Raw genomic sequence first — 20,012 nt, 5'->3', positions numbered from 1 at the left:
CTATGCTAAATATAAAACGTTTTGCCTGCACCGGGCTCGCCGCCATTCTGGTAGTATCACTTCCGGCTTGCGGCAAGGACAAGTCCTCCGGCTATACCCCCCTGCCGGAAGAAGATGACACAGTATATAATATCAGTCTCTGTCAGGATGAAGACAGCGACTATTACAACAATATCTCACAGGGCTTTAACGATGCCCTGACAGATCTTTTCGGATCTGCTCATGTCAATGTCACGACCATGGTCGCCAACGATACGATCGGCACGGACAGCATCTGCGCAGATTATGTCACCGGCGGCACAGATCTGATCTTTGCCAATGGCAAAAAGAGCCTGTCTTCCGCTGCCACGGCAACCGAGGACATTCCGATCGTCGGCGCTGCTGTTATGGACTACCAGAGTGTCCTTCACTTAGCCACCGCCTCTGATTCCTCCTGGAACAAAAAAACAGGTACCAATGTGACCGGTATTTCATCCAAGCCAAATCTGGAGGAGCAATTATCACTCCTGATCGAGGCAACACCGGATCTGCAGTCTGTCGGGCTTTTGTATAACCCGGAAGATACGGACGGCATTTACCAGAATGTTCTTTTAGAAAAATATCTGGATCAGGCAGGTATCCCTTGGAAAGAATACGCACTTCCTTCGGATGATATCGACAGCAGCATCAGTGATGAACTGACCGATGCGACCGCCATTGCTCCAACCAAGCAGATCGCTTCTTCTGTCACAGAAGGCAGCAATAATGACGTAGTTTCCTTCGCAGGGAATGATCTTTTGAGTGGTATCTTTTCTCCAAGCAGTGCTCACGTTGCCAGCACTTCTGCTACCTGGACGCCGGACTTATCCATAGCCAACGCAGAACCGCTTGCAGCGGATGCTTCCTTAGAAGACATAGTACAATACGCCTGCAACGAGTGCAGCGTTCTCTTCCTTCCTGCCGAAAGCCAGTTGACCAGCGAAGTCCAGACGATCGTTGATATCGCCACGGCATCCGGTACCAGAACCGTCGGTGGTGATGCCTCACTCGGACAAGAAACGCTGGTATCTATGTATAAAGACCCTTATGCTATGGGCTATGCCGCAGGCAAGATGGTCTACCGCATTTTAGTCGACGGGGCAGATCCGGGTGATATCAAGATCACCAATTCTCCTGCCGAGAACGTCAAACTCTACAACGCATCTCGTGCCGAAAGTCTTGGAATGACATTTCCAAAATCTTTCCACGAGATCAATGATTATTTTGCAAATTACGAAATTGGATCCACCACTACAAGAATCAGTAGTGATGATACAGCAGAATAAAAGATATTTTTCAGAGGCTTCGCTTATATGAGCGAGGCCTCTTTTAATCTTTCTTTCAATCCAGAATACCGACGCTGTTGCGTCGTATTATCGATCATCCGGTAAAATACATTTTCATCCCCCACAATGGTAATACACTTGCGCGCCCTGGTCACAGCCGTATATAAAAGATTCCGGTTCATAAGCATACGCGGTCCCGGCAGCAAAGGCATGACCACCGCCGGATACTCGCTTCCCTGCGATTTATGAATGGTGATCGCATAGGCTAATTCCAGTTCGTCCAATCCCTTAAAAGGATATATCACCAATTTATTTTCATCATAGAGTACACTGACCGTGCTGCTGTAGTCATTGATCTCCTGAATGATCCCAACATCCCCATTGAATACGCCCAGTCCTTTGTCGATTGCCAGTCCATAACGGCTGCGGATCTCCCATTCTAACTGGTAATTGTTGCGGATCTGCATGACCTTGTCACCCTCACGGAAGATCCGCTCACCCACCTGATGCTCTTTCTTTCCCTTTCCCGGTGGATTTAAATATTGCTGCAAAATGCCATTGAGACGTTCTACCCCCAGTAACCCCTTGCGGGTCGGTGTCAGCACCTGAACATCATACGGTGTCGCGTCTACGTATTTTGGCATTTTTTGTTTGACCAACTGTAGCATAACACTGATGATGACATCTGCATCATAACGTTTCAGCAGAAAGAAGTCCCGGCTCTTATTATCCAGTACGATATGCTGGCCGTCGTTGATCTTATGCGCATTGACAACAATATCGCTCTGGCTCGCCTGACGAAAGATCTTTTGCAGGGTCACGACCGGAAAGCACTCTGACGCTATGATGTCCCGCAGAACATTGCCCGGTCCAACACTCGGCAACTGGTTGATGTCCCCCACCAGAATCAGACGCGTTCCATGCCCGATCGCCTTTAACAGAGCATACAGGAGAGTGATATCCACCATAGACATCTCATCAATGATTATGACATCCGCCTCCAGAGGATTGGACTCGTTGCGTTCAAACAAACCGCCGACCGCCTTGGCATCATCTTTCGCCTCGCTCATCGCCCCATTGACTTCCAGTAAACGGTGGATGGTCTTTGCCTCATATCCGGTAGTCTCACTCATCCGCTTTGCCGCGCGCCCTGTCGGTGCTGCCAGAAAAATATCATAGCCCTCGCCCACGAAATAAGAGATCATGGCTCGGATCGTCGTCGTCTTTCCCGTTCCCGGTCCACCGGTCAGGATAAAGAGGCCATGCGTCGCCGCCTGTCTGACCGCCTCTGCCTGCCACTCATCCAATTCCATATCTTCTTCTTTCTGGATTCTCGCGATCGCCTGGGTCAGTTTGGCAGGTGTCACATCATAGGTCTCATTCAAAGCGTGTAAAAGTCCTGCCGACACCTGTTCCATACGGTAAAAGTTCTTGGCATACACGCCCTCTTCCTTTAATTCCACCTTGCCATCCATGGCAAGATTCATAACATGTTCCTCAATGTGCTCCGATGCAACGCCAAGCAACTGATTGGCATAGCGGAGCAATTCTTCCCGCGGCAGATAAGTATGCCCCAGTGTCGATGCCCCTGTCAGGCAATAGAGGATCCCGCACCGAATACGAAAGTCCGAATCGGTACGAATACCCACACGCTCAGCGATCTCATCTGCTATCTTAAAGCCGATCCCCGGCACTTCCTCTGCCATGCGGTAGGGGTTTTCACGAATAACACTGTAAATTTCCTGTCCATATGCCTGATAGATCCTGACCGCCAGATTGCTCGTGATGCCATATTTTTCTAAAAAGATCATAGCATCCCGCAGGTCTTTTTTTTCTACCATCTGACTGGAAATCTCCATCGCCATACGCTCGCTGATCCCCTTGATCTCCGCAAGCCGTTCCGGTTCTTCTTCCATGATGCGGAAGGTGTCCTTTTTGAACCGTCGCACGATACGGGATGCCAGTGCCACACCGATTCCCTTGATGGCACCGGATGCCAGGTAACGCTCCATGGAAAGGACATCTTCCGGCGCCTTTGTTTCATAGGATTTCATCTGAAACTGTTCGCCATAGGTCGGATGTGATGTATATTCCCCATGTAATAAAAGAATCTCCCCCTCCGTGACGACAGGGAAGATTCCTACACATGTAATTTCATCTTCTTCGCTTATTAAATTGAGAACGGTATAACCGTTATCCGCATTGCGGAACACGATGTGTTCCACATAGCCTTGTAAATCTTCCATCGATTATGTAGTCCTATCCTACTCTATTCCGTAATTGCGCTTCATCTGATCGACCAGTTGGTCTGTCAGACTACCGCCATATTCTGATACCATCTCGCCTGCAAGCTGCTGGATCGTCGCATCCATATACATATCGGTATACTGGCTCATGGTCGAATCCTGATCATCATCCGAAGTCACACTGTCCTTCATCTGCTTGATGACCTGTTCTAACATATAGGATTCAAAAGACTCTACGGCATTTACCAGATCCTCCTCTGAGGAATCAGAAGAAAGCCCGGAAAGTGCGCTGGTTGCCTTGTCCGACCTGCTGGACGACTGTGCATTGGAAGAAACCGTATCGTAATAAGAAGATAAACCATCTACTGAAAAACTCATACCCTATCTCCTCCTATCGCTTGAGATTGTTTGCCTGTTCCAACATGGTATCGGAGGTCGTGATCGCCTTGGAGTTCATCTCATAGGCTCTCTGTGCCACGATCAGATTGACCATCTCATCTGCCACATTGACATTGGATGCTTCCAAATAGCCCTGTGCGATCGTACTTCTGGTCACGCCGGCGGTCGCAATCTCACTCAGCGGTACACCCGAAGCCTGGGTTGCCTCAAAAAGGCTGTCCCCGGTCTTTTCCAATCCTTTTGGATTGTTGAACTGGTACAATGCCACCTGCTGCCCGGTCGGTATATAGGTGCCGTCTGCTGCCTTATATGCCACAGAACCATCCGTTCCAAAGGAAACCGCATCACCCGAAGCGCCATCCGGCAACATGATCGGATTGCCCTGATAATCCAAGACTTCCTGTCCCTTAGATGTAGCCAGAACACGATTGCCCATATTATCCAGTGCCCATGTAAAATCACCGCTTCTGGTATAATAGGTTCCATTGTCTGCACCGCGCACTGCGAAAAAGCCGGAACCGGAAATGCACAATGCCGTCTTGCTGGCATTCGCCTGCATGGTTCCCTGTGTATAGTCTGTATTGGTAGATGCCACTCTTGCACCCAACCCCACCTGTGCTGTCGTAGGTTTATTTTCTCCGTTTGCTGTTGTCGTCTCTGTACGAAGGGTTTGGTATAAAAGTGACTTGAACTGCGTAGATTGGGACTTATATCCCACGGTATTGACATTGGCGAGATTGTTGGCGATCGTGTCAACGTTCGTCTGCTGCGCCTTCATTCCTGACGCACCTGTCCATAATGCTCTCATCATAATGAATGCATCTCCTTTCCAAATTCTCTGTCAGCATGACTGAATATTGTCATGCAGTCTCATCGGCATTGTCAAGTTAGGACTTTTACACCTGTCCTACGCTATTGACTGCCTTGTCCAGTGTAGAGTCCTCGGTCTGAATCACCTTTTGCCCAGCCTCATAGGCTCTGGCAACCGTGATCATGTCGACCATTTCATCTATCACATTGACATTGGAAGCTTCGAGGCATCCTTGCTCAACGGAAGCATCGCTGGCGATGACCTGTCCGCCCGGAACCAGATCATATAGATTCTCGCCATATTTTGAAACAAAATTATTATCTGCAAACCGCACCACACCGATACGGTCTACAACCTGACCATTTTGATAGATAAATCCCTGTTCATCAATCTCGTAAGACTGATCCGGGTCAATCCGTACATAATTGGCAAGTGCATCATCGGAATTCAGCGCACCGATCCGATTCAGGACATAATCTCCGTCTGATGTGCGCAGATATCCTTGATTATCTACAGAAAAAGCACCATCCCTGGTATATTTGATAGAAGTCTCTCCGTCCTTGGATGTAAAAGCGATGGCAAAAAATCCCTCACCGGAAAGTGCCAGATCAGACATATGGTCTGTGATCTGAAAACTGCCCTGATCCCAGTTTGTAAAGGTCTCTCCCACTTTCACGCCCAGACTGATCGAACCGATACGCTGCGGCATATCATAATTCGATGTATCCTTGATCTTGATCGCCAGTTGATGATCAAAAGACTGATTTACCATACCTTCTTTTTTGTATCCGGTCGTTGCAGAATTTGCCAGATTATTGGCAATCACATCCAAGCGTTTCTGTTCGTTGACCATGCCGGTATATCCGGTGTACAGCCCTTTTACCATAATTCCTCCTACGCAAGCAAAACTAGATATTGACTTCTATCTATATATCGGATAGATCTGTCGTATTTTTTATATAAGATCTGAAATTTAATCTTCAGAACGATCGCCAGAAAGGAACTCAACGAACTTACCGGTTCCGATAGCAACACAAGTCATTGCCTCTTCTGCCGTCATCGTATTGATGCCGGTACGCTCTTCGATCAATTCCTCCAAGCCGCGAAGCAATGCTCCACCACCGGTCAGAACGATACCACGGTCAGCAACATCCGCCGCCAACTCAGGTGGTGTCTTTTCCAGTACAGAGTGGATGGCTTCTACGATCTGTAAGGTTGGCTCACGCAGTGCCTCCTCGGTCTCCTCAGAAGAAACCTCGATGGTCTTTGGCAAACCTGTGACCAGATTACGTCCTCTGACATCCATGGTCTCCGGTGTCGGGAGTGGATAACAGGTACCGATCTTGATCTTGATGTCTTCTGCGGTACGCTCACCGATCAGAAGATTGTGTTTCTTACGCATATAACGGACAATGGCTTCATCAAAGTCATCCCCTGCGATCTTGATGGAAGTGCTGACAACAGAACCACCCAAAGAGATCACAGCGATATCTGCCGTACCACCACCGATATCTACTATCATATTTCCGCATGGTCTGGAAATATCGATTCCGGCTCCGATTGCTGCTGCGATCGGCTCCTCAATGATGGAAACCTCTCTGGCACCTGCTGCATAGGTTGCATCCTCTACCGCTCTCTTTTCTACCTCGGTAGCACCACTCGGGATGCAGACACTGATACGAGGCTTGCGATAACTCTTCTTGCCCATTGCCTTCTGAATGAAGTATTTGATCATTTTTTCTGTTACTGTATAATCTGAAATAACTCCCTGACGCAGTGGTCGAACGGCTACGATATTGCCCGGTGTTCTACCTAACATCAGACGTGCTTCTTCACCGATCGCCTTGATCTTGTTGGTATCTCTATCGAAAGCCACCACGGACGGCTCCTTTAATACGACACCTTTTCCTCTAACGTAAACCAGGATGCTTGCTGTACCCAAATCAATTCCGATATCACTTGAAACCATACTGTTTCTCCTTTCAGTTTGTATATGAAACGTGAACCTAGTCCACCTAATGATAGTTTTGCATTCTAATTTCAATTATATACAAATGTTACCATTTTTCAATGAATTTTTTCTGAAGATAACCTTAAACAAATCTTTATATTTATTTTTTATTTTTTTATTCTTTTTTCACATAATGGACACATTTCTTGGATATTATAATAATCGTACTAGCAAATAGTGCTAATATATTTTTCATAACTCAGCTCCGGAGGCTTTGCTTCCGGAGCACTCCCCAAAAATAACGGAATCGCTTTTGCGGTTCCTTTTTTATTGCATCTTGCAGAAAGAACATGGGCAATCCCGGAGTATTTCTTAGGGATTGCCCTTGTTTTGCCCTTATAAGCGCTTCTTATCTGCTTCCAGATAACGTTTTACATATTGTCCTGTATATGAAGTCGGATGCTGTGCCACCTCCTCAGGTGTGCCGCAGGCTACAACCCTGCCTCCGCGGTCTCCGCCATCCGGTCCCATATCAATAATATAATCTGCCGTCTTGATCACATCCAGATTGTGCTCGATCACGACCACCGTATTGCCACCCTCGGATAATTTGCGCAGAATGGTAACGAGTTTATTTACATCATCAAAATGGAGCCCCGTGGTCGGCTCATCTAATACATAGATGGTACGTCCTGTACTCCTGCGGCTGAGTTCGGTCGCCAGTTTGATACGCTGCGCCTCTCCGCCGGAAAGTGTCGTAGACGGCTGTCCCAATTTTACATAGGATAAACCTACATCATAAAGGGTCTGGATCTTACGATGGATAGATGGCACATGTTCAAAGAAATGTAAGGCTTCTTCCACCGTCATATCCAAAACATCATAGATAGACTTGCCCTTGTACTTGACCTCCAGGGTTTCGCGATTGTAGCGCTTGCCACCGCATACCTCGCACGGCACATAGACATCCGGCAGGAAATGCATTTCGATCTTGATGATACCGTCTCCGGAACATGCCTCACAGCGTCCGCCCTTGACATTAAAACTGAAACGTCCCTTGCTGTAACCGCGTGCCTTGGCATCTGCTGTCGCCGCAAAAAGATCACGGATCATATCAAACACACCGGTATAAGTTGCCGGATTGGATCGTGGGGTACGCCCGATCGGCGACTGGTCAATATCAATGATCTTATCCAACTGGTCGATCCCCTCGATATCATCATGCTTGCCCGGCACCTTATGGGCACGGTTTAGTTCTTTTGCCAGACGCTTATATAGGATCTCATTGGTCAGCGAACTCTTTCCCGAACCGGACACACCGGTAATACAGGTCATCACGCCAAGCGGTATCTGCACATCAATGTTCTTGAGGTTGTTCTCTTTTGCCCCACGGATGGTTAGATATCCTGTCGGCTGCCGCCTCTCCTTTGGCACCGGAATTGTCTTTTTGCCACTCAGATATGCCCCGGTGATTGAATTCGGATTTGCCATGACTTCCTCCGGCGTACCGATCGCTACGACCTCGCCGCCATGCTTGCCTGCCCCCGGTCCGATATCCACCAGACAGTCTGCCGCCAGCATGGTATCCTCGTCATGCTCGACCACGATCAGGGTATTGCCCAAATCACGCAGACCTTTCAAAGATGCCAGAAGTTTGTCATTATCCTTTTGATGCAGACCGATACTCGGTTCGTCCAAAATATAGGCAACACCTACCAGACCGGAACCGATCTGGGTCGCCAGACGGATACGCTGTGCCTCTCCTCCGGAAAGTGTCCCGGTCGCTCTGGACAAGGACAGGTAATCCAGACCTACGTCCACCAAAAAACCAACGCGTCCCCGGATCTCCTTTAAGATCTGGTGCCCGATCTTTTCCTGCTGATCACTCAACTGCATGTCCTGCAAAAATACCTGCAGGTCGCGGATCGGCAGCTCCGTCATTTCAAAGATATTCTTATCTGCTACAGTGACCGCCAGAGAGGACTTTTTCAGACGTTGTCCCTTACACAGCGGGCACTTACAGATATACATGAATTCCTCATATTCCTTTTTCATGGTCTCCGAATGAGTCTCACGATAGCGGCGGTTCACATTGGCGATCAATCCCTCAAAACAGATATCATAAACGCCTTCACCGCGCTGCCCCTTATAATGCACCGGCACAGTGCGGTCAAATCCATAGATGAACTGATGGCGTATCTCCTCCGGCAGGTCCTTGTAAGGCGTATCCAAAGAAAATCCGTATTCCTTTGCCAGTGCAACCAGGATCGCATGCGTGAAACTCTTTTTGTCGGATGCTGACTGCCATCCCATGACCGTGACACAGCCCTCATTAAAACTCAGGCGCTTGTCCGGGATCATCAGATCCTCATCAAACTCCATCTTAAAGCCAAGTCCGAAGCATTCCGGGCAGGCTCCAAAAGGATTGTTGAAAGAGAAACTACGCGGCTCCACCTCATCTACACTGATACCGCAATCTGGGCAGGCAAAGCCTTCGGACATCATGAAGTTCTCACCGTCGATGACATCCACCTCGACTAATCCCGAGGTCAGGTGCAGGATATTTTCGATCGAATCGGTCAGACGCTTCTCAATGCCCTCTTTGACAACCAGACGGTCGACAACGATCTGGATATTGTGCTTGATATTCTTTTCCAGAACGATATCCTCAGACAGATCATATAAATCGCCATCCACGATCACACGCACATAGCCACTCTTTTTTGCCTTGGTAAAGAGTTTTTCATGGGTTCCCTTTCGCCCGCGCACAACCGGTGCCAATAACTGAATCTTGGTACGTTCCGGCAGTGCCATGATACGATCGACCATCTGATCAACGGTCTGCTTGCGGATCTCCCGTCCACACTTCGGGCAGTGAGGAATACCGATACGCGCATAGAGCAGACGGAAATAATCATAGATCTCCGTCACCGTCCCTACCGTAGAACGCGGGTTGTGGTTGGTCGATTTCTGGTCGATGGATATCGCCGGCGGCAATCCCTCGATCTTCTCCACATCCGGCTTTTCCATCTGTCCCAGAAACTGTCTGGAGTAAGAAGACAAAGACTCCATATATCGTCTCTGTCCTTCTGCAAAGATGGTATCAAAAGCCAAAGATGACTTTCCCGATCCGCTGAGCCCGGTCAATACCGTAAAGGAATCTCTGGGAATATCCAGACTGATATTTTTAAGATTATGCACATTGGCTCCTCTGATCTTGATGTATTTTCTTGTGTCCTTCATGATTCTAAACCTCTATCTTATCTCTATCTTAATATTTATCTGCTACATATCCCGCAGCATATTTTTCAGTTCGATCAGGCGGTCACGATATTCTGCCGCAGCCTCAAAGTTAAGTTCTGCCGCAGCCTTTTCCATCTTCTTCTTGATCTGACCGATATGTTTTTCCAGTTCCCCGCGATCCATCTCTTCCGCATCACGCTCAAACTGCATCTCTTCCTTGGCAACTTCTTTGGAAATACTGATCAGATCACGTACCGATTTCTGGATGGTCTGCGGTGTGATGCCATGCTCCTCATTGTATGCCTGCTGGATCTGCCTACGTCTGGCGGTCTCATCCAATGCCAGCCGCATAGAGTCTGTGATCTTGTCCGCATACATGATAACATGGCCGGATGCATTTCGCGCTGCACGACCGATGGTCTGGATCAGAGAACGTTCGGAACGTAAGAAGCCCTCCTTGTCCGCATCCAGGATCGCCACAAGCGTGATCTCCGGGATATCCAGTCCCTCACGGAGCAGATTGATGCCAACCAGAACATCAAAGACATCCAGTCGCAGATCTCGTATGATCTCCGCGCGCTCCATGGTATCAATGTCGGAATGCATATATTTGACACGGATACCGAGTTCTGCCATATAATCGGTCAGATCCTCCGCCATCCGCTTGGTCAGCGTAGTAATGAGCACCTTGTTGCGCTGTGCCGTTTCCTTGCGGATCTCGCCGATCAGGTCGTCGATCTGTCCCTCGATCGGACGCACCTCTACCTCCGGATCCAAAAGACCGGTCGGACGGATAACCTGCTCCGCACGCAACATCTCATGTTCTTCCTCATACTCTGCCGGTGTTGCCGACACAAATAAGATCTGGTCGATCTTGGACTCAAACTCCGAAAAATTCAGAGGGCGGTTGTCCAGCGCCGACGGCAGACGGAAACCATAATCTACCAGGGTCGTCTTCCGCGCCCGGTCTCCGGCATACATACCGCGCACCTGTGGCAGGGTGATATGGGACTCATCCACAATGATCAGAAAATCATCCTTAAAATAGTCCAAAAGGCACTGTGGCGGCTCTCCCGGCTTCTGATTGGTCAGATGACGGGAATAATTCTCAATGCCACTACAAAAGCCTGTCTCACGCAGCATTTCCACATCAAAATTGGTACGCTCCGCGATACGCTGCGCTTCGATCAATTTGTCCTCTCCCTTGAAAAAGCGCACGCGCTCCTCCAACTCTTCCTCAATCTCGACACAGGCTTTGTTGATCTTGTCCTGTGGTACGACGTAATGGGAGGCAGGAAAAATAGCGACATGATTCATCTCACACCGTACTTCCATCGTAAGAGCATCCAGTTCCGTGATACGATCGATCTCATCCCCGAAAAATTCCACACGATAGGCATAATCCGAGGTATCCGCCGGAATGATCTCCAGCACATCACCACGCACCCGAAAAGTACCACGGGTAAAATCCATGTCGTTGCGCATATACTGCATATCTACCAGTTGTCGGATCACCTCATCCCGATCCTTCTCATCCCCCGGCCGCAGGGAAACCATCATATTCTGGTAGTCATCCGGGCTACCAATACCATAGATGCAGGATACCGAAGATATGATAATGACATCGCGCCGCTCTGTCAGGGCTGCCGTAGCCGACAGACGCAACTTGTCGATCTCATCATTGATGGAGGAATCCTTGGCAATATAGGTATCGGTCGAAGGAACATATGCCTCCGGCTGATAGTAATCATAATAGGAGACAAAATATTCCACCGCATTATTGGGAAAAAATTCTTTAAATTCTCCATATAACTGCGTTGCCAGCGTCTTATTATGCGCAATGATCAGTGTCGGTTTATTCAATTCCTGTATGACATTCGCCATGGTGAAGGTCTTTCCTGAGCCAGTCACACCAAGCAGGGTCTGACACTGGTTGCCCTCACGAAAGCCCGCGACCAGTTCTGCGATCGCCTGCGGCTGATCTCCGGTCGGTTCAAATTGGGAATGCAGTTCAAAATGATCCATATCCTTCATACTCCTGACTATCTAGTTTGCACATATTCTTCCTATAATATAACATCAAGACTGGCAAAAGTACAGGAAAAATCGAATGTTTGTTCTACTATTGTTATTTTGTACCCATTTGTCATATAATAGCAAACGTGTGGGAAACCATAGCATTCTATCACATATAGTATAGAAAGGGACGTAACATGAATAGGAAATCTAAAGAATTGCTTCGATTACTCATGATCCTGATAGGAAATATCTTAGACGCAGCCGGCTTTGTTTTGTTTGTTTCCGGTTCCGGTCTGATCACCGGCGGCACTTCCGGTATCGGACTGTTTTTGAGCCGGCAGACCGGCATACCGACTTCCGTCTATGTCTTTATCATCAACGCTGTCATGCTGGTTGTAGGGCTCATTTTTCTGGGCAAACGCTTTGCCCTCTCAACGATCCTCAGCACCTTCTGCTATCCGCTGGCAATGGCAATTATGGAACAGGCGCTGCACGGGCATGCAGTTACCAATGATATTTTCTTATGCACCATCATGGGCGGTATCCTGATCGGCGCCGGTGTCGGTCTTGTCCTGCGTGCGGGAGCATCTTCCGGTGGTATGGATATCCCCTCTCTTTTGATGAACAAATACCTGCGCATTCCACTCTCGGTCGGCGTCTATATCGTCGATGTCATCATCCTCGCCTTACAGGCTTTGCAGACCCCGGGTGACAATGTCTTATATGGTGTCGTACTGGTTATCGTATATTCCGTTCTCATTGATAAGATCAGTCTGATCGGAAAGAACCGTGTGGAAGTCCAGATCGTTTCCGACAAGAGCGACGAGATCCGCCAGTTCATCTTACAAGATCTTGACCGCGGTGTTACCATGATGAAAGGCCGCTCCGGCTATCTGGGCAAGGATGTGGAAGTTGTCATGTCCGTTATTTCCAGCCGTCAGTTGAGCCGCGTTGAGCGTATCGTGCATCAAATGGACCCAACCGCTTTTATGGTCGTCAACCGTGTCAGTGCTGTTGTGGGCGAAGGCTTCACCTATCCGCCAAAGCCGGATCCGGTCGTCGAGGAGACCAGTGCTCCGTAAACATGCAAACATTCCTGCATCTTGCGGATGACCTGCATGCAAAATATCTTGGCTTATGTCAAAAAAGGAACTACACCCCACAGTGGAAATGTAGTTCCTCTTTTTTTGACTTCAATCGTCATTTTCTTCATTCATGGGCTTCACAACTTGCAGGAAGCCCTGCATCTATCCTATGCCTTGCGTCCGCAGCACTGCTTGTACTTCAGACCACTGCCACAAGGACACGGATCATTCGGATATACCTTGACATTTGCCCGCTTCTTTGGTGCCTTTGTTGCTGATTCATCCTTATTGGTACCGGTAACCTTGGCAACTTCCTCGCGCTCTACCTTTTTCTCAATGCGGATGCGGTACAGCATCTGTACCGTCTCAGTACGGATAGCATCATTCATGGCATCCAGCATATCATAACTTGCCATCTTATATTCATCGATCGGATTACGCTGGGCAAAAGCCTGCATACCGATACCCTGGCGCAACTGCTCCATATCGTCAATCTCTTCCATCCACTTGCGGTCGATCACACGCAAAAGAATGACACGCTCGATCTCACGGAAGGCATCCGGCTCCGGGAACTCCGCTTCTTTGGCTGCATATAAGGCATTTGCCTCATCCGTCAGTTTCTCGATCAACTGCTTGGTATTCTTAATACCCTCTAAGGTCTCAGAAGTGATCGGCTGTAATGGGATGATCTGACGGATCACACGGTTTAATTCTGTAAGATCCCAATCCTCGGTTGCAACCTCATCTGTGCAGCACATATTGACACTCTCGCTGACCTTGTCTGCGATCATGGAAAGGATCTGATCCTTCATATTCTCGCCTTCCAGCACACGACGGCGCTGTGCGTAGATCAGTTCTCTCTGCTCGTTCATGACCTGATCGTATTCCAAGAGGTTCTTACGGATACCAAAGTTGTTGCTCTCGATCTTCTTTTGTGCCTTTTCGATGGCATCGCTGAGCATCTTGTGCTGGATCTGTTCGTTCTCAGGAACACCCAGAGAATTGAACATATTTATCAACTTCTCAGATCCAAACAGACGCATCAGATCATCTTCCAAAGAGATAAAGAACTGAGACTGTCCCGGATCTCCCTGTCGACCGGCACGACCGCGCAACTGGTTGTCAATACGGCGAGATTCATGACGCTCTGTTCCGACGATCTTCAGACCACCGGCTGCCTTCGCCTCATCATCCAACTTGATATCCGTACCACGACCCGCCATATTGGTTGCAATGGTAACTGCCCCGTGACGACCTGCCTCTGCGACGATCTGGGCTTCTTTTTCATGGAACTTGGCATTCAATACATTGTGCGGAATGCCCTCTTTGCTGAGGAGTCGGCTGATCTCCTCTGAAATATCAATGGTAATGGTACCAACCAGTACCGGCTGCCCCTTGGCATAAGCCTCTTTGACTTCCTCTACGACTGCATGGTACTTTTCTTTCTTGGTCTTATAAACGGCATCATCCAGATCCTTACGCGCGATCGGCTTGTTGGTCGGGATCTCCACAACGTCCATGCCGTAAATATCACGGAACTCCTGCTCCTCGGTAAGCGCCGTACCGGTCATACCGCTCTTTTTATCATATTTATTAAAGAAATTCTGGAAGGTAATGTTGGCAAGAGTCATACTCTCTCTCTTGACCTGCACATGTTCCTTTGCCTCGATCGCCTGATGCAGACCATCAGAATAACGACGCCCCGGCATGATACGTCCGGTAAAACTGTCTACGATCAAAACCTGATCGTCGGATACGACATAATCCTGATCGCGGAACATAAGGTTGTTGGCGCGCAGTGCCAAAATGACGTTGTGCTGCAATTCCAGATTTTCCGGGTCAGATAAGTTGTCAATATGGAAGAACTCCTCGACCTTCTTGGTTCCTTCCTGGGTCAGGCTGACAACCTTGTCCTTTTCATTGACAATAAAGTCTCCGGTCTCTTCCTGCTCGATTCCCATGATGGCATCCATCTTGGAAAATTCCGGCAGGTCTTCGCCACGCTGTAACTGCTTGGCAAGCATATCGCACAGTTCGTATAACTTGGTGGACTTGTTGCTCTGTCCGGAAATGATAAGCGGTGTTCGCGCTTCATCAATCAATACGGAATCGACCTCATCGATGATGGCATAATGCAGACCGCGCTGTACCAGTTGGTTCTCGCGGACTACCATATTGTCACGCAGGTAATCAAATCCCAGTTCATTATTGGTAATGTAGGTAATGTCGCAGTTGTAGGCAGCCTGTCTTTCTTCTCTTGACATATCATTCAAGACAACGCCGACCGTCAATCCTAAAAACTCATGTACCTTTCCCATCCACTCCGCATCACGCTTTGCCAGATAGTCGTTGACCGTGACGATATGCACGCCCTTTCCTTCCAAGGCATTCAGATATGCAGGCAGGGTAGAAACCAAAGTCTTTCCTTCACCTGTCTTCATCTCAGCAATACGTCCCTGGTGCAGGATGACACCACCGATCAACTGCACACGGAAATGTTCCATGCCAAGCACACGGCGCGCTGCTTCACGCACGGTCGCAAAAGTCTCCGGCAAAAGATCATCCAGTGTCTCGCCATCTGCCAGACGCTTTTTGTATTCATCTGTCTTGGCACGCAATTCCTCGTCGCTCAATGCGACCATATCCTCTCGCATCCCCTCGATCTTGTCCACGATCGGATAGATGCGCTTTAACTCATGTTCGCTATGTGTTCCAAATATCTTGTCAAACAGTCCCATGTTCTTCTCCTTAAACACTCATTACTTGCTTGGGGCAGGATTGCACCCATATGGCGTTATTGTAACACTCTTTTTCTATGGAAACAATAAAAAGCCTTGATTTTTACATCTTGCCAATCTCATTCGTCGGTCGTATAATCAGATACATGTATTAAGAAAGAGAGGAAGATCATATGAGTTACTTATATAAGACCAAGGGCACCTGCTCTTCTCAGATCGAAGTCACATTAGATGGCGACATTGTAAAAGATGTCAAATTTACCGGCGGCTGCAACGGCAATCTGCAAGCCATTCCAAAATTGGTAGAGGGCATGACCGTTGACGAAGTCGTACGACGCATCAGCGGAATTTCCTGCAATGGGCGTGGCACTTCCTGCGGCGATCAGTTAGCCAAAGCCGTAACAGAAGCCTACGCTGCATCACAGCAGGCATAATCCTGCATTTTTTCCGGCAATCTCTCATATATTATTCCAGTAATTTTTTATTGGAGGAACTATGAGTAGTATTGCCGGATTTTTTTCGCCTGAATTCAGGCAGGGGCAGCGTCTGGGCGCACTGGAACAGACCGCTGAGAAGATACTAAAGAGCCTGTCCCACCGTGGACCGGATCAGGCATATCGCATGACCACCAGCGATGGCGTGCTCATGTATAATGCCCTATACACCAATCAAATGAGCCGGAAAAATGTCCCAACACAGGGCAAGGGAGGGCTTGGACATCTGCATATCGTCTGCGATGACGGCATCTACAATTATGATGAACTGGCATCCCAGTTGGAGAGTCAGAATATTTCCGCTAGAAATATGAGCCGGCCGGATATCCTGCTTACGCTCTATCATCTTTACGGCGAACGCTTTGCAACACTCTTGCGGGGCGGCTATGCCATTGCCATCGCGGATGTACGGCTCCACAAGGTCGTCCTCTTCCGAGACCCCATGGGGGTAAAGCCTTTATTTTATCACCAGCAGAAAGATCTCTTTTTGTTTGCATCCGAGATCAAGGGCATCTTTGCCCATCCGAGCGTGCATGCCAGCATGGATCTGCGCGGTATGCATCAGGTATTTTCTCTGGGACCTGCACACCTTCCGGGTGCAACCGTCTATCAGGATATCCATGAAGTCCGCCCCGGAAAGACCATCATCTACAGCCAGGGGCGGATCATCGAAAATACCTTCTGGCATTTGCAGGCAAGCCGCCATGAGGAATCCTATGAGGAAACCGTAGACCATGCTTCCCATCTCTTATCCGAAGCCCTGCATCGTCAGTGGAACGAAGATGCTTCCCAATGCTGCCTGCTCTCCGGCGGTCTGGACTCCTCGGTAGTCACCGCCCTTGCCAATCGAGAAAATATGAACAACGGCGTGCCACTGACCACCTATTCCTTTGACTTTACGGACAGCAGCAAATATTTTTCTGCCAATGACTTCCAGCCAAGTCTGGATCGTCCTTATGTCATTGCCATGGCAGAGCACTTCCATACCAACCACACCTTTTTAGAATGTAACGCCAAGGTGCAGGCATCCCTTCTGGGACAGTCAGTATTGGCGCACGATGGTCCCTGCATGGCTGATATTTCTTCTTCCCTGCTCTATTTCTGCAAGCAGATCGCCCCGCGCTCCAAAGTGGCTTTCACCGGGGAATGCGCGGACGAGATCTTCTGTGGCTACCCTTGGTACCATAAGGAGCCCATGCGGTCTGCTAACACATTTCCCTGGACCATGGATCTGCAGCCAAGACAGATGCTTTTGCGCGACCACTTCTTAGAACATCTGGGCATGGAGGAATACGTTGCCCAGGTCTATGACGCCTCCTGTTCCCAGGTCTCTTACCTGCCGGATGATACGCCGGAGAACCGCCGCCACCGCCGTCTCTTTGCCCTGACGACACAATATTTCATGCAGACACTCCTAGACCGCATGGATCGTGTTGCTGCGCTGGCGGGCATGGAAGCCATCTGCCCATTTGCAGACATCCGTCTGGCAGAATATCTCTACAATGTGCCGTGGGAAATGAAGGCAAAGGACGGCGAGGTCAAGCACCTCTTGCGTCAGATCGCCGCCCCACTTTTGCCGAAGGAGGTCGCCGAGCGGAAAAAGAGTCCATATCCTAAGAATTATCACCCGGAATATGAACAGATGCTGTGTAAGGAAATGAAAAAACTGATCGCACAGGGCAATCATCCGATCCTGGATTTCATTGACCCGGATAAGGTCCTGGTCTTCTGCAGTGCGCCAAAAGATTACGGCAAGCCTTGGTTCGGTCAACTTATGGCAGGACCGCAACTGCTCGCCTACTATCTGCAGATCGACTTCTGGCTGCGGGAATATCAGGTTTCCTATCAATTACCTTCATAATTTTAAAACAGACAAATCCCATCAGGTCAATCTTTCCTGATGGGATTTTTTCATCGCAGTACCGGCTGGATCTGCCTTCCCCGCAGTGCCTCCTCGATCGTTTCCGGCAGCCATTTGGTCTTTGCCACCATGGAGGACGGCTTCTTGGCATAATCATCCTGTCCGAAAGGCACAAAATATATATTTTTCATGTACATGAGTTTTCCGATATTTTTAAAGTTCATCCCCAAGGCATCATTTGTCGAGATGGAAATGACAAGCGGACGGTTGTTCCGCAAATGCGCCTTTGCCGCCATGAGCACCGGCGTATCCGTGATCCCCGCCTCCAGTTTTGCCAAGGAATTTCCCGTGCATGGCGCAATGACCATGACATCCAAAAGTCCTTTGGGTCCGATGGGTTCTGCCTCCGTAATGGTACGCAGCCCCTTGTTTCCGGTCATCTCGGCGACCTCCTGCATAAAATCAGCCGCCTTTCCGAAACGGGTATCCAAGGACTGTGTCTGATAGGAAAAGACAGGAATGACCGTCGCCCCCAGATCCACCAGCCTCTGTATTTCTTTTTTGATCTTCTCATGCGTACAAAAAGAACCTGTAATACCAAATCCAATGGTGTATTTTGAAAAATCCATTTCTCTTCCTCTCATTTATGACTTCCATTTCTCCCGGTTCGGCTTATAGCCAAAAGGCATGGCTTCTAACAGTATCATGGCGCTGGTCTTAGGGCAATACAGTCCCGGCAGTCCCAATGCCAGTTTGTAAGGCACATGCTTTTCCTTGCAATAGGCACTGTCACATCCTCCCGGCGCTGATGCAATGTCTAACACGACCGCATCCTCATGTAAAAGATCGATCTCCTTTTTTGTGATAACAAGTGCCGGGATCGTATTGATGATGGCATCTGCCTCTGTGTATGGAATGGCTGCATCCATGGGATAATCCATAAAGCCAAAGTAATGCGCCATGGATAAGGCTTTTTCACTCCGTGCCACCACAGAAACATGCGCCCCCATGCAATAAAGTTTCTCCGCGATCGGTTTGCCGCAATTTCCAAAGCCCATGACAATAATGTTGGCATCTTCAATATTGACCGGCATGAGACGGCTGAGTTCAGCAATGCATCCTTCCGCCGTAGCGATCGCATTCTTCATCGCCACCCCAGAATCCGTCAGAACATCCATCCATGGGATCTCATATTGATCCAAAAGTTCTTTCAACTCCTGCGGAAATGCCCCGCCAATACACATTTTTATGTCGTATCTGTGCATGATCAGGCATTGTTCCAGACGCGCCAAATCCTGCACACGACTGACCGGGACCGGCAGGATCAGGACTCCCGCGCACCAGATAGGATCTTTGCCCCGCGGCATCTGACCTTCGCGCAGATCCCATGTGATCAGACGATAGCCTCTTTCTTCCAGTAATTTTGCCATGTAGACCTGCCTTTGATCCACGATCAGGATACCTACTCCTGTACTTTTGTCGATGACCTTTTCTTCTGCCACAATCTCCTTTTGCTCCATATGCCACCTCCGTAATCTATCATATGCAATCCCCTTCTTATGGTTCACTCGTAGTTTTCTGAATATTGCGACATCTTAATATTTATTTTAATATTTTCTAATTTATTATTGACAATATGATAATTATGAGATATTATATAGTCACAAACAAAGAACGAGCACAACGAATAGAACGTTTCTCGTATCAGCGATAAAATTTAAGCAAAGGAGGTACAGACCACCAGAATTTTCATCCTTATCTTAACCACTCTGATTGGTATAGATCAGAATCTTATTTAACAAGGTAGTAGCACTTTCAGGCGCGGACAGTCTTAGTCCTTAATAAAATTATTAGAAATTGA

The 20,012-nt window shown here is 48.5% G+C and carries 14 protein-coding genes; 4 read left to right on the top strand and 10 right to left on the bottom strand.

Features of this window, described 5'->3' with window-relative positions:
- The first annotated feature begins 2 nt into the window (after positions 1 to 2).
- Complete coding sequence (locus DW183_RS08355) at positions 3 to 1,304, top strand: ABC transporter substrate-binding protein (protein WP_158573046.1); 1,302 nt, start codon at positions 3 to 5, stop codon at positions 1,302 to 1,304.
- A 23-nt stretch (positions 1,305 to 1,327) separates the two neighbouring features.
- Here the strand turns inward: DW183_RS08355 and recD2 are convergent, their stop codons facing one another.
- The 7 genes from recD2 to uvrB all read right to left on the bottom strand — a co-directional run bounded on the left by recD2 (position 1,328) and on the right by uvrB (position 11,979).
- Entirely contained in the window at positions 1,328 to 3,550 is a 2,223-nt protein-coding gene (gene recD2, locus DW183_RS08350) for an SF1B family DNA helicase RecD2 (RefSeq protein WP_118281539.1), read from the bottom strand.
- Between the two features lie 18 nt (positions 3,551 to 3,568).
- Positions 3,569 to 3,928, bottom strand: a complete 360-nt coding sequence (locus tag DW183_RS08345) for a hypothetical protein (RefSeq protein ID WP_118281538.1) — start codon at positions 3,926 to 3,928, stop codon at positions 3,569 to 3,571.
- A 13-nt stretch (positions 3,929 to 3,941) separates the two neighbouring features.
- Positions 3,942 to 4,760: a flagellar hook-basal body protein gene (locus DW183_RS08340; RefSeq protein ID WP_118281537.1), complete on the bottom strand. Its 819-nt coding sequence runs from the start codon at positions 4,758 to 4,760 to the stop codon at positions 3,942 to 3,944.
- Positions 4,761 to 4,845: 85 nt separating this feature from the next.
- The gene (locus tag DW183_RS08335; RefSeq protein ID WP_118281536.1) at positions 4,846 to 5,646 is read right to left on the bottom strand and encodes a flagellar hook-basal body protein; all 801 of its coding nucleotides are present in this window, start codon (positions 5,644 to 5,646) and stop codon (positions 4,846 to 4,848) included.
- 87 nt (positions 5,647 to 5,733) lie between these two features.
- The gene (locus tag DW183_RS08330) at positions 5,734 to 6,729 is read right to left on the bottom strand and encodes a rod shape-determining protein (RefSeq protein ID WP_118281535.1); all 996 of its coding nucleotides are present in this window, start codon (positions 6,727 to 6,729) and stop codon (positions 5,734 to 5,736) included.
- A gap of 378 nt (positions 6,730 to 7,107) precedes the next feature.
- Entirely contained in the window at positions 7,108 to 9,954 is a 2,847-nt protein-coding gene (gene uvrA, locus DW183_RS08325; RefSeq protein WP_118281534.1) for an excinuclease ABC subunit UvrA, read from the bottom strand.
- Between the two features lie 42 nt (positions 9,955 to 9,996).
- Positions 9,997 to 11,979 (bottom strand): excinuclease ABC subunit UvrB, encoded by a 1,983-nt coding sequence (gene uvrB, locus DW183_RS08320; protein WP_118281875.1) that lies wholly within the window; start codon positions 11,977 to 11,979, stop codon positions 9,997 to 9,999.
- 188 nt (positions 11,980 to 12,167) lie between these two features.
- Here uvrB and DW183_RS08315 point away from each other — a divergent pair, with 188 nt between their 5' ends.
- On the top strand, positions 12,168 to 13,055 hold the full coding sequence (locus DW183_RS08315; protein WP_118281533.1) for a YitT family protein: 888 nt from the start codon (positions 12,168 to 12,170) through the stop codon (positions 13,053 to 13,055).
- A 170-nt stretch (positions 13,056 to 13,225) separates the two neighbouring features.
- Here the strand turns inward: DW183_RS08315 and secA are convergent, their stop codons facing one another.
- On the bottom strand, positions 13,226 to 15,796 hold the full coding sequence (gene secA / locus DW183_RS08310; protein ID WP_118281532.1) for a preprotein translocase subunit SecA: 2,571 nt from the start codon (positions 15,794 to 15,796) through the stop codon (positions 13,226 to 13,228).
- Positions 15,797 to 15,969: 173 nt separating this feature from the next.
- On the opposite strand from secA, the gene DW183_RS08305 reads away from it, so the two are divergent.
- Together DW183_RS08305 and asnB are read left to right on the top strand one after the other, a co-directional pair.
- Entirely contained in the window at positions 15,970 to 16,230 is a 261-nt protein-coding gene (locus tag DW183_RS08305; protein WP_118281531.1) for a TIGR03905 family TSCPD domain-containing protein, read from the top strand.
- 61 nt (positions 16,231 to 16,291) lie between these two features.
- Positions 16,292 to 18,151, top strand: coding sequence for an asparagine synthase (glutamine-hydrolyzing) (gene asnB / locus DW183_RS08300; RefSeq protein WP_118281530.1), 1,860 nt, complete (start codon positions 16,292 to 16,294; stop codon positions 18,149 to 18,151).
- Between the two features lie 50 nt (positions 18,152 to 18,201).
- On the opposite strand, the gene DW183_RS08295 is transcribed toward asnB, so the two are convergent.
- Both DW183_RS08295 and DW183_RS08290 read right to left on the bottom strand, forming a co-directional pair.
- Positions 18,202 to 18,780 (bottom strand): dipicolinate synthase subunit B, encoded by a 579-nt coding sequence (locus DW183_RS08295; RefSeq protein ID WP_118281874.1) that lies wholly within the window; start codon positions 18,778 to 18,780, stop codon positions 18,202 to 18,204.
- A gap of 15 nt (positions 18,781 to 18,795) precedes the next feature.
- The gene (locus tag DW183_RS08290) at positions 18,796 to 19,671 is read right to left on the bottom strand and encodes a dipicolinate synthase (RefSeq protein WP_118281529.1); all 876 of its coding nucleotides are present in this window, start codon (positions 19,669 to 19,671) and stop codon (positions 18,796 to 18,798) included.
- Between the last annotated feature and the right edge of the window lie 341 nt (positions 19,672 to 20,012).

The sequence above is a fragment of the Roseburia sp. AM16-25 genome, from assembly GCF_003473825.1.
In the GTDB taxonomy this organism is placed as follows: Bacteria; Bacillota; Clostridia; order Lachnospirales; family Lachnospiraceae; genus Pararoseburia; species Pararoseburia lenta.
Note: the sequence above shows the minus strand (reverse complement) of the source record. Positions and strands in the feature narration are given on the sequence as shown.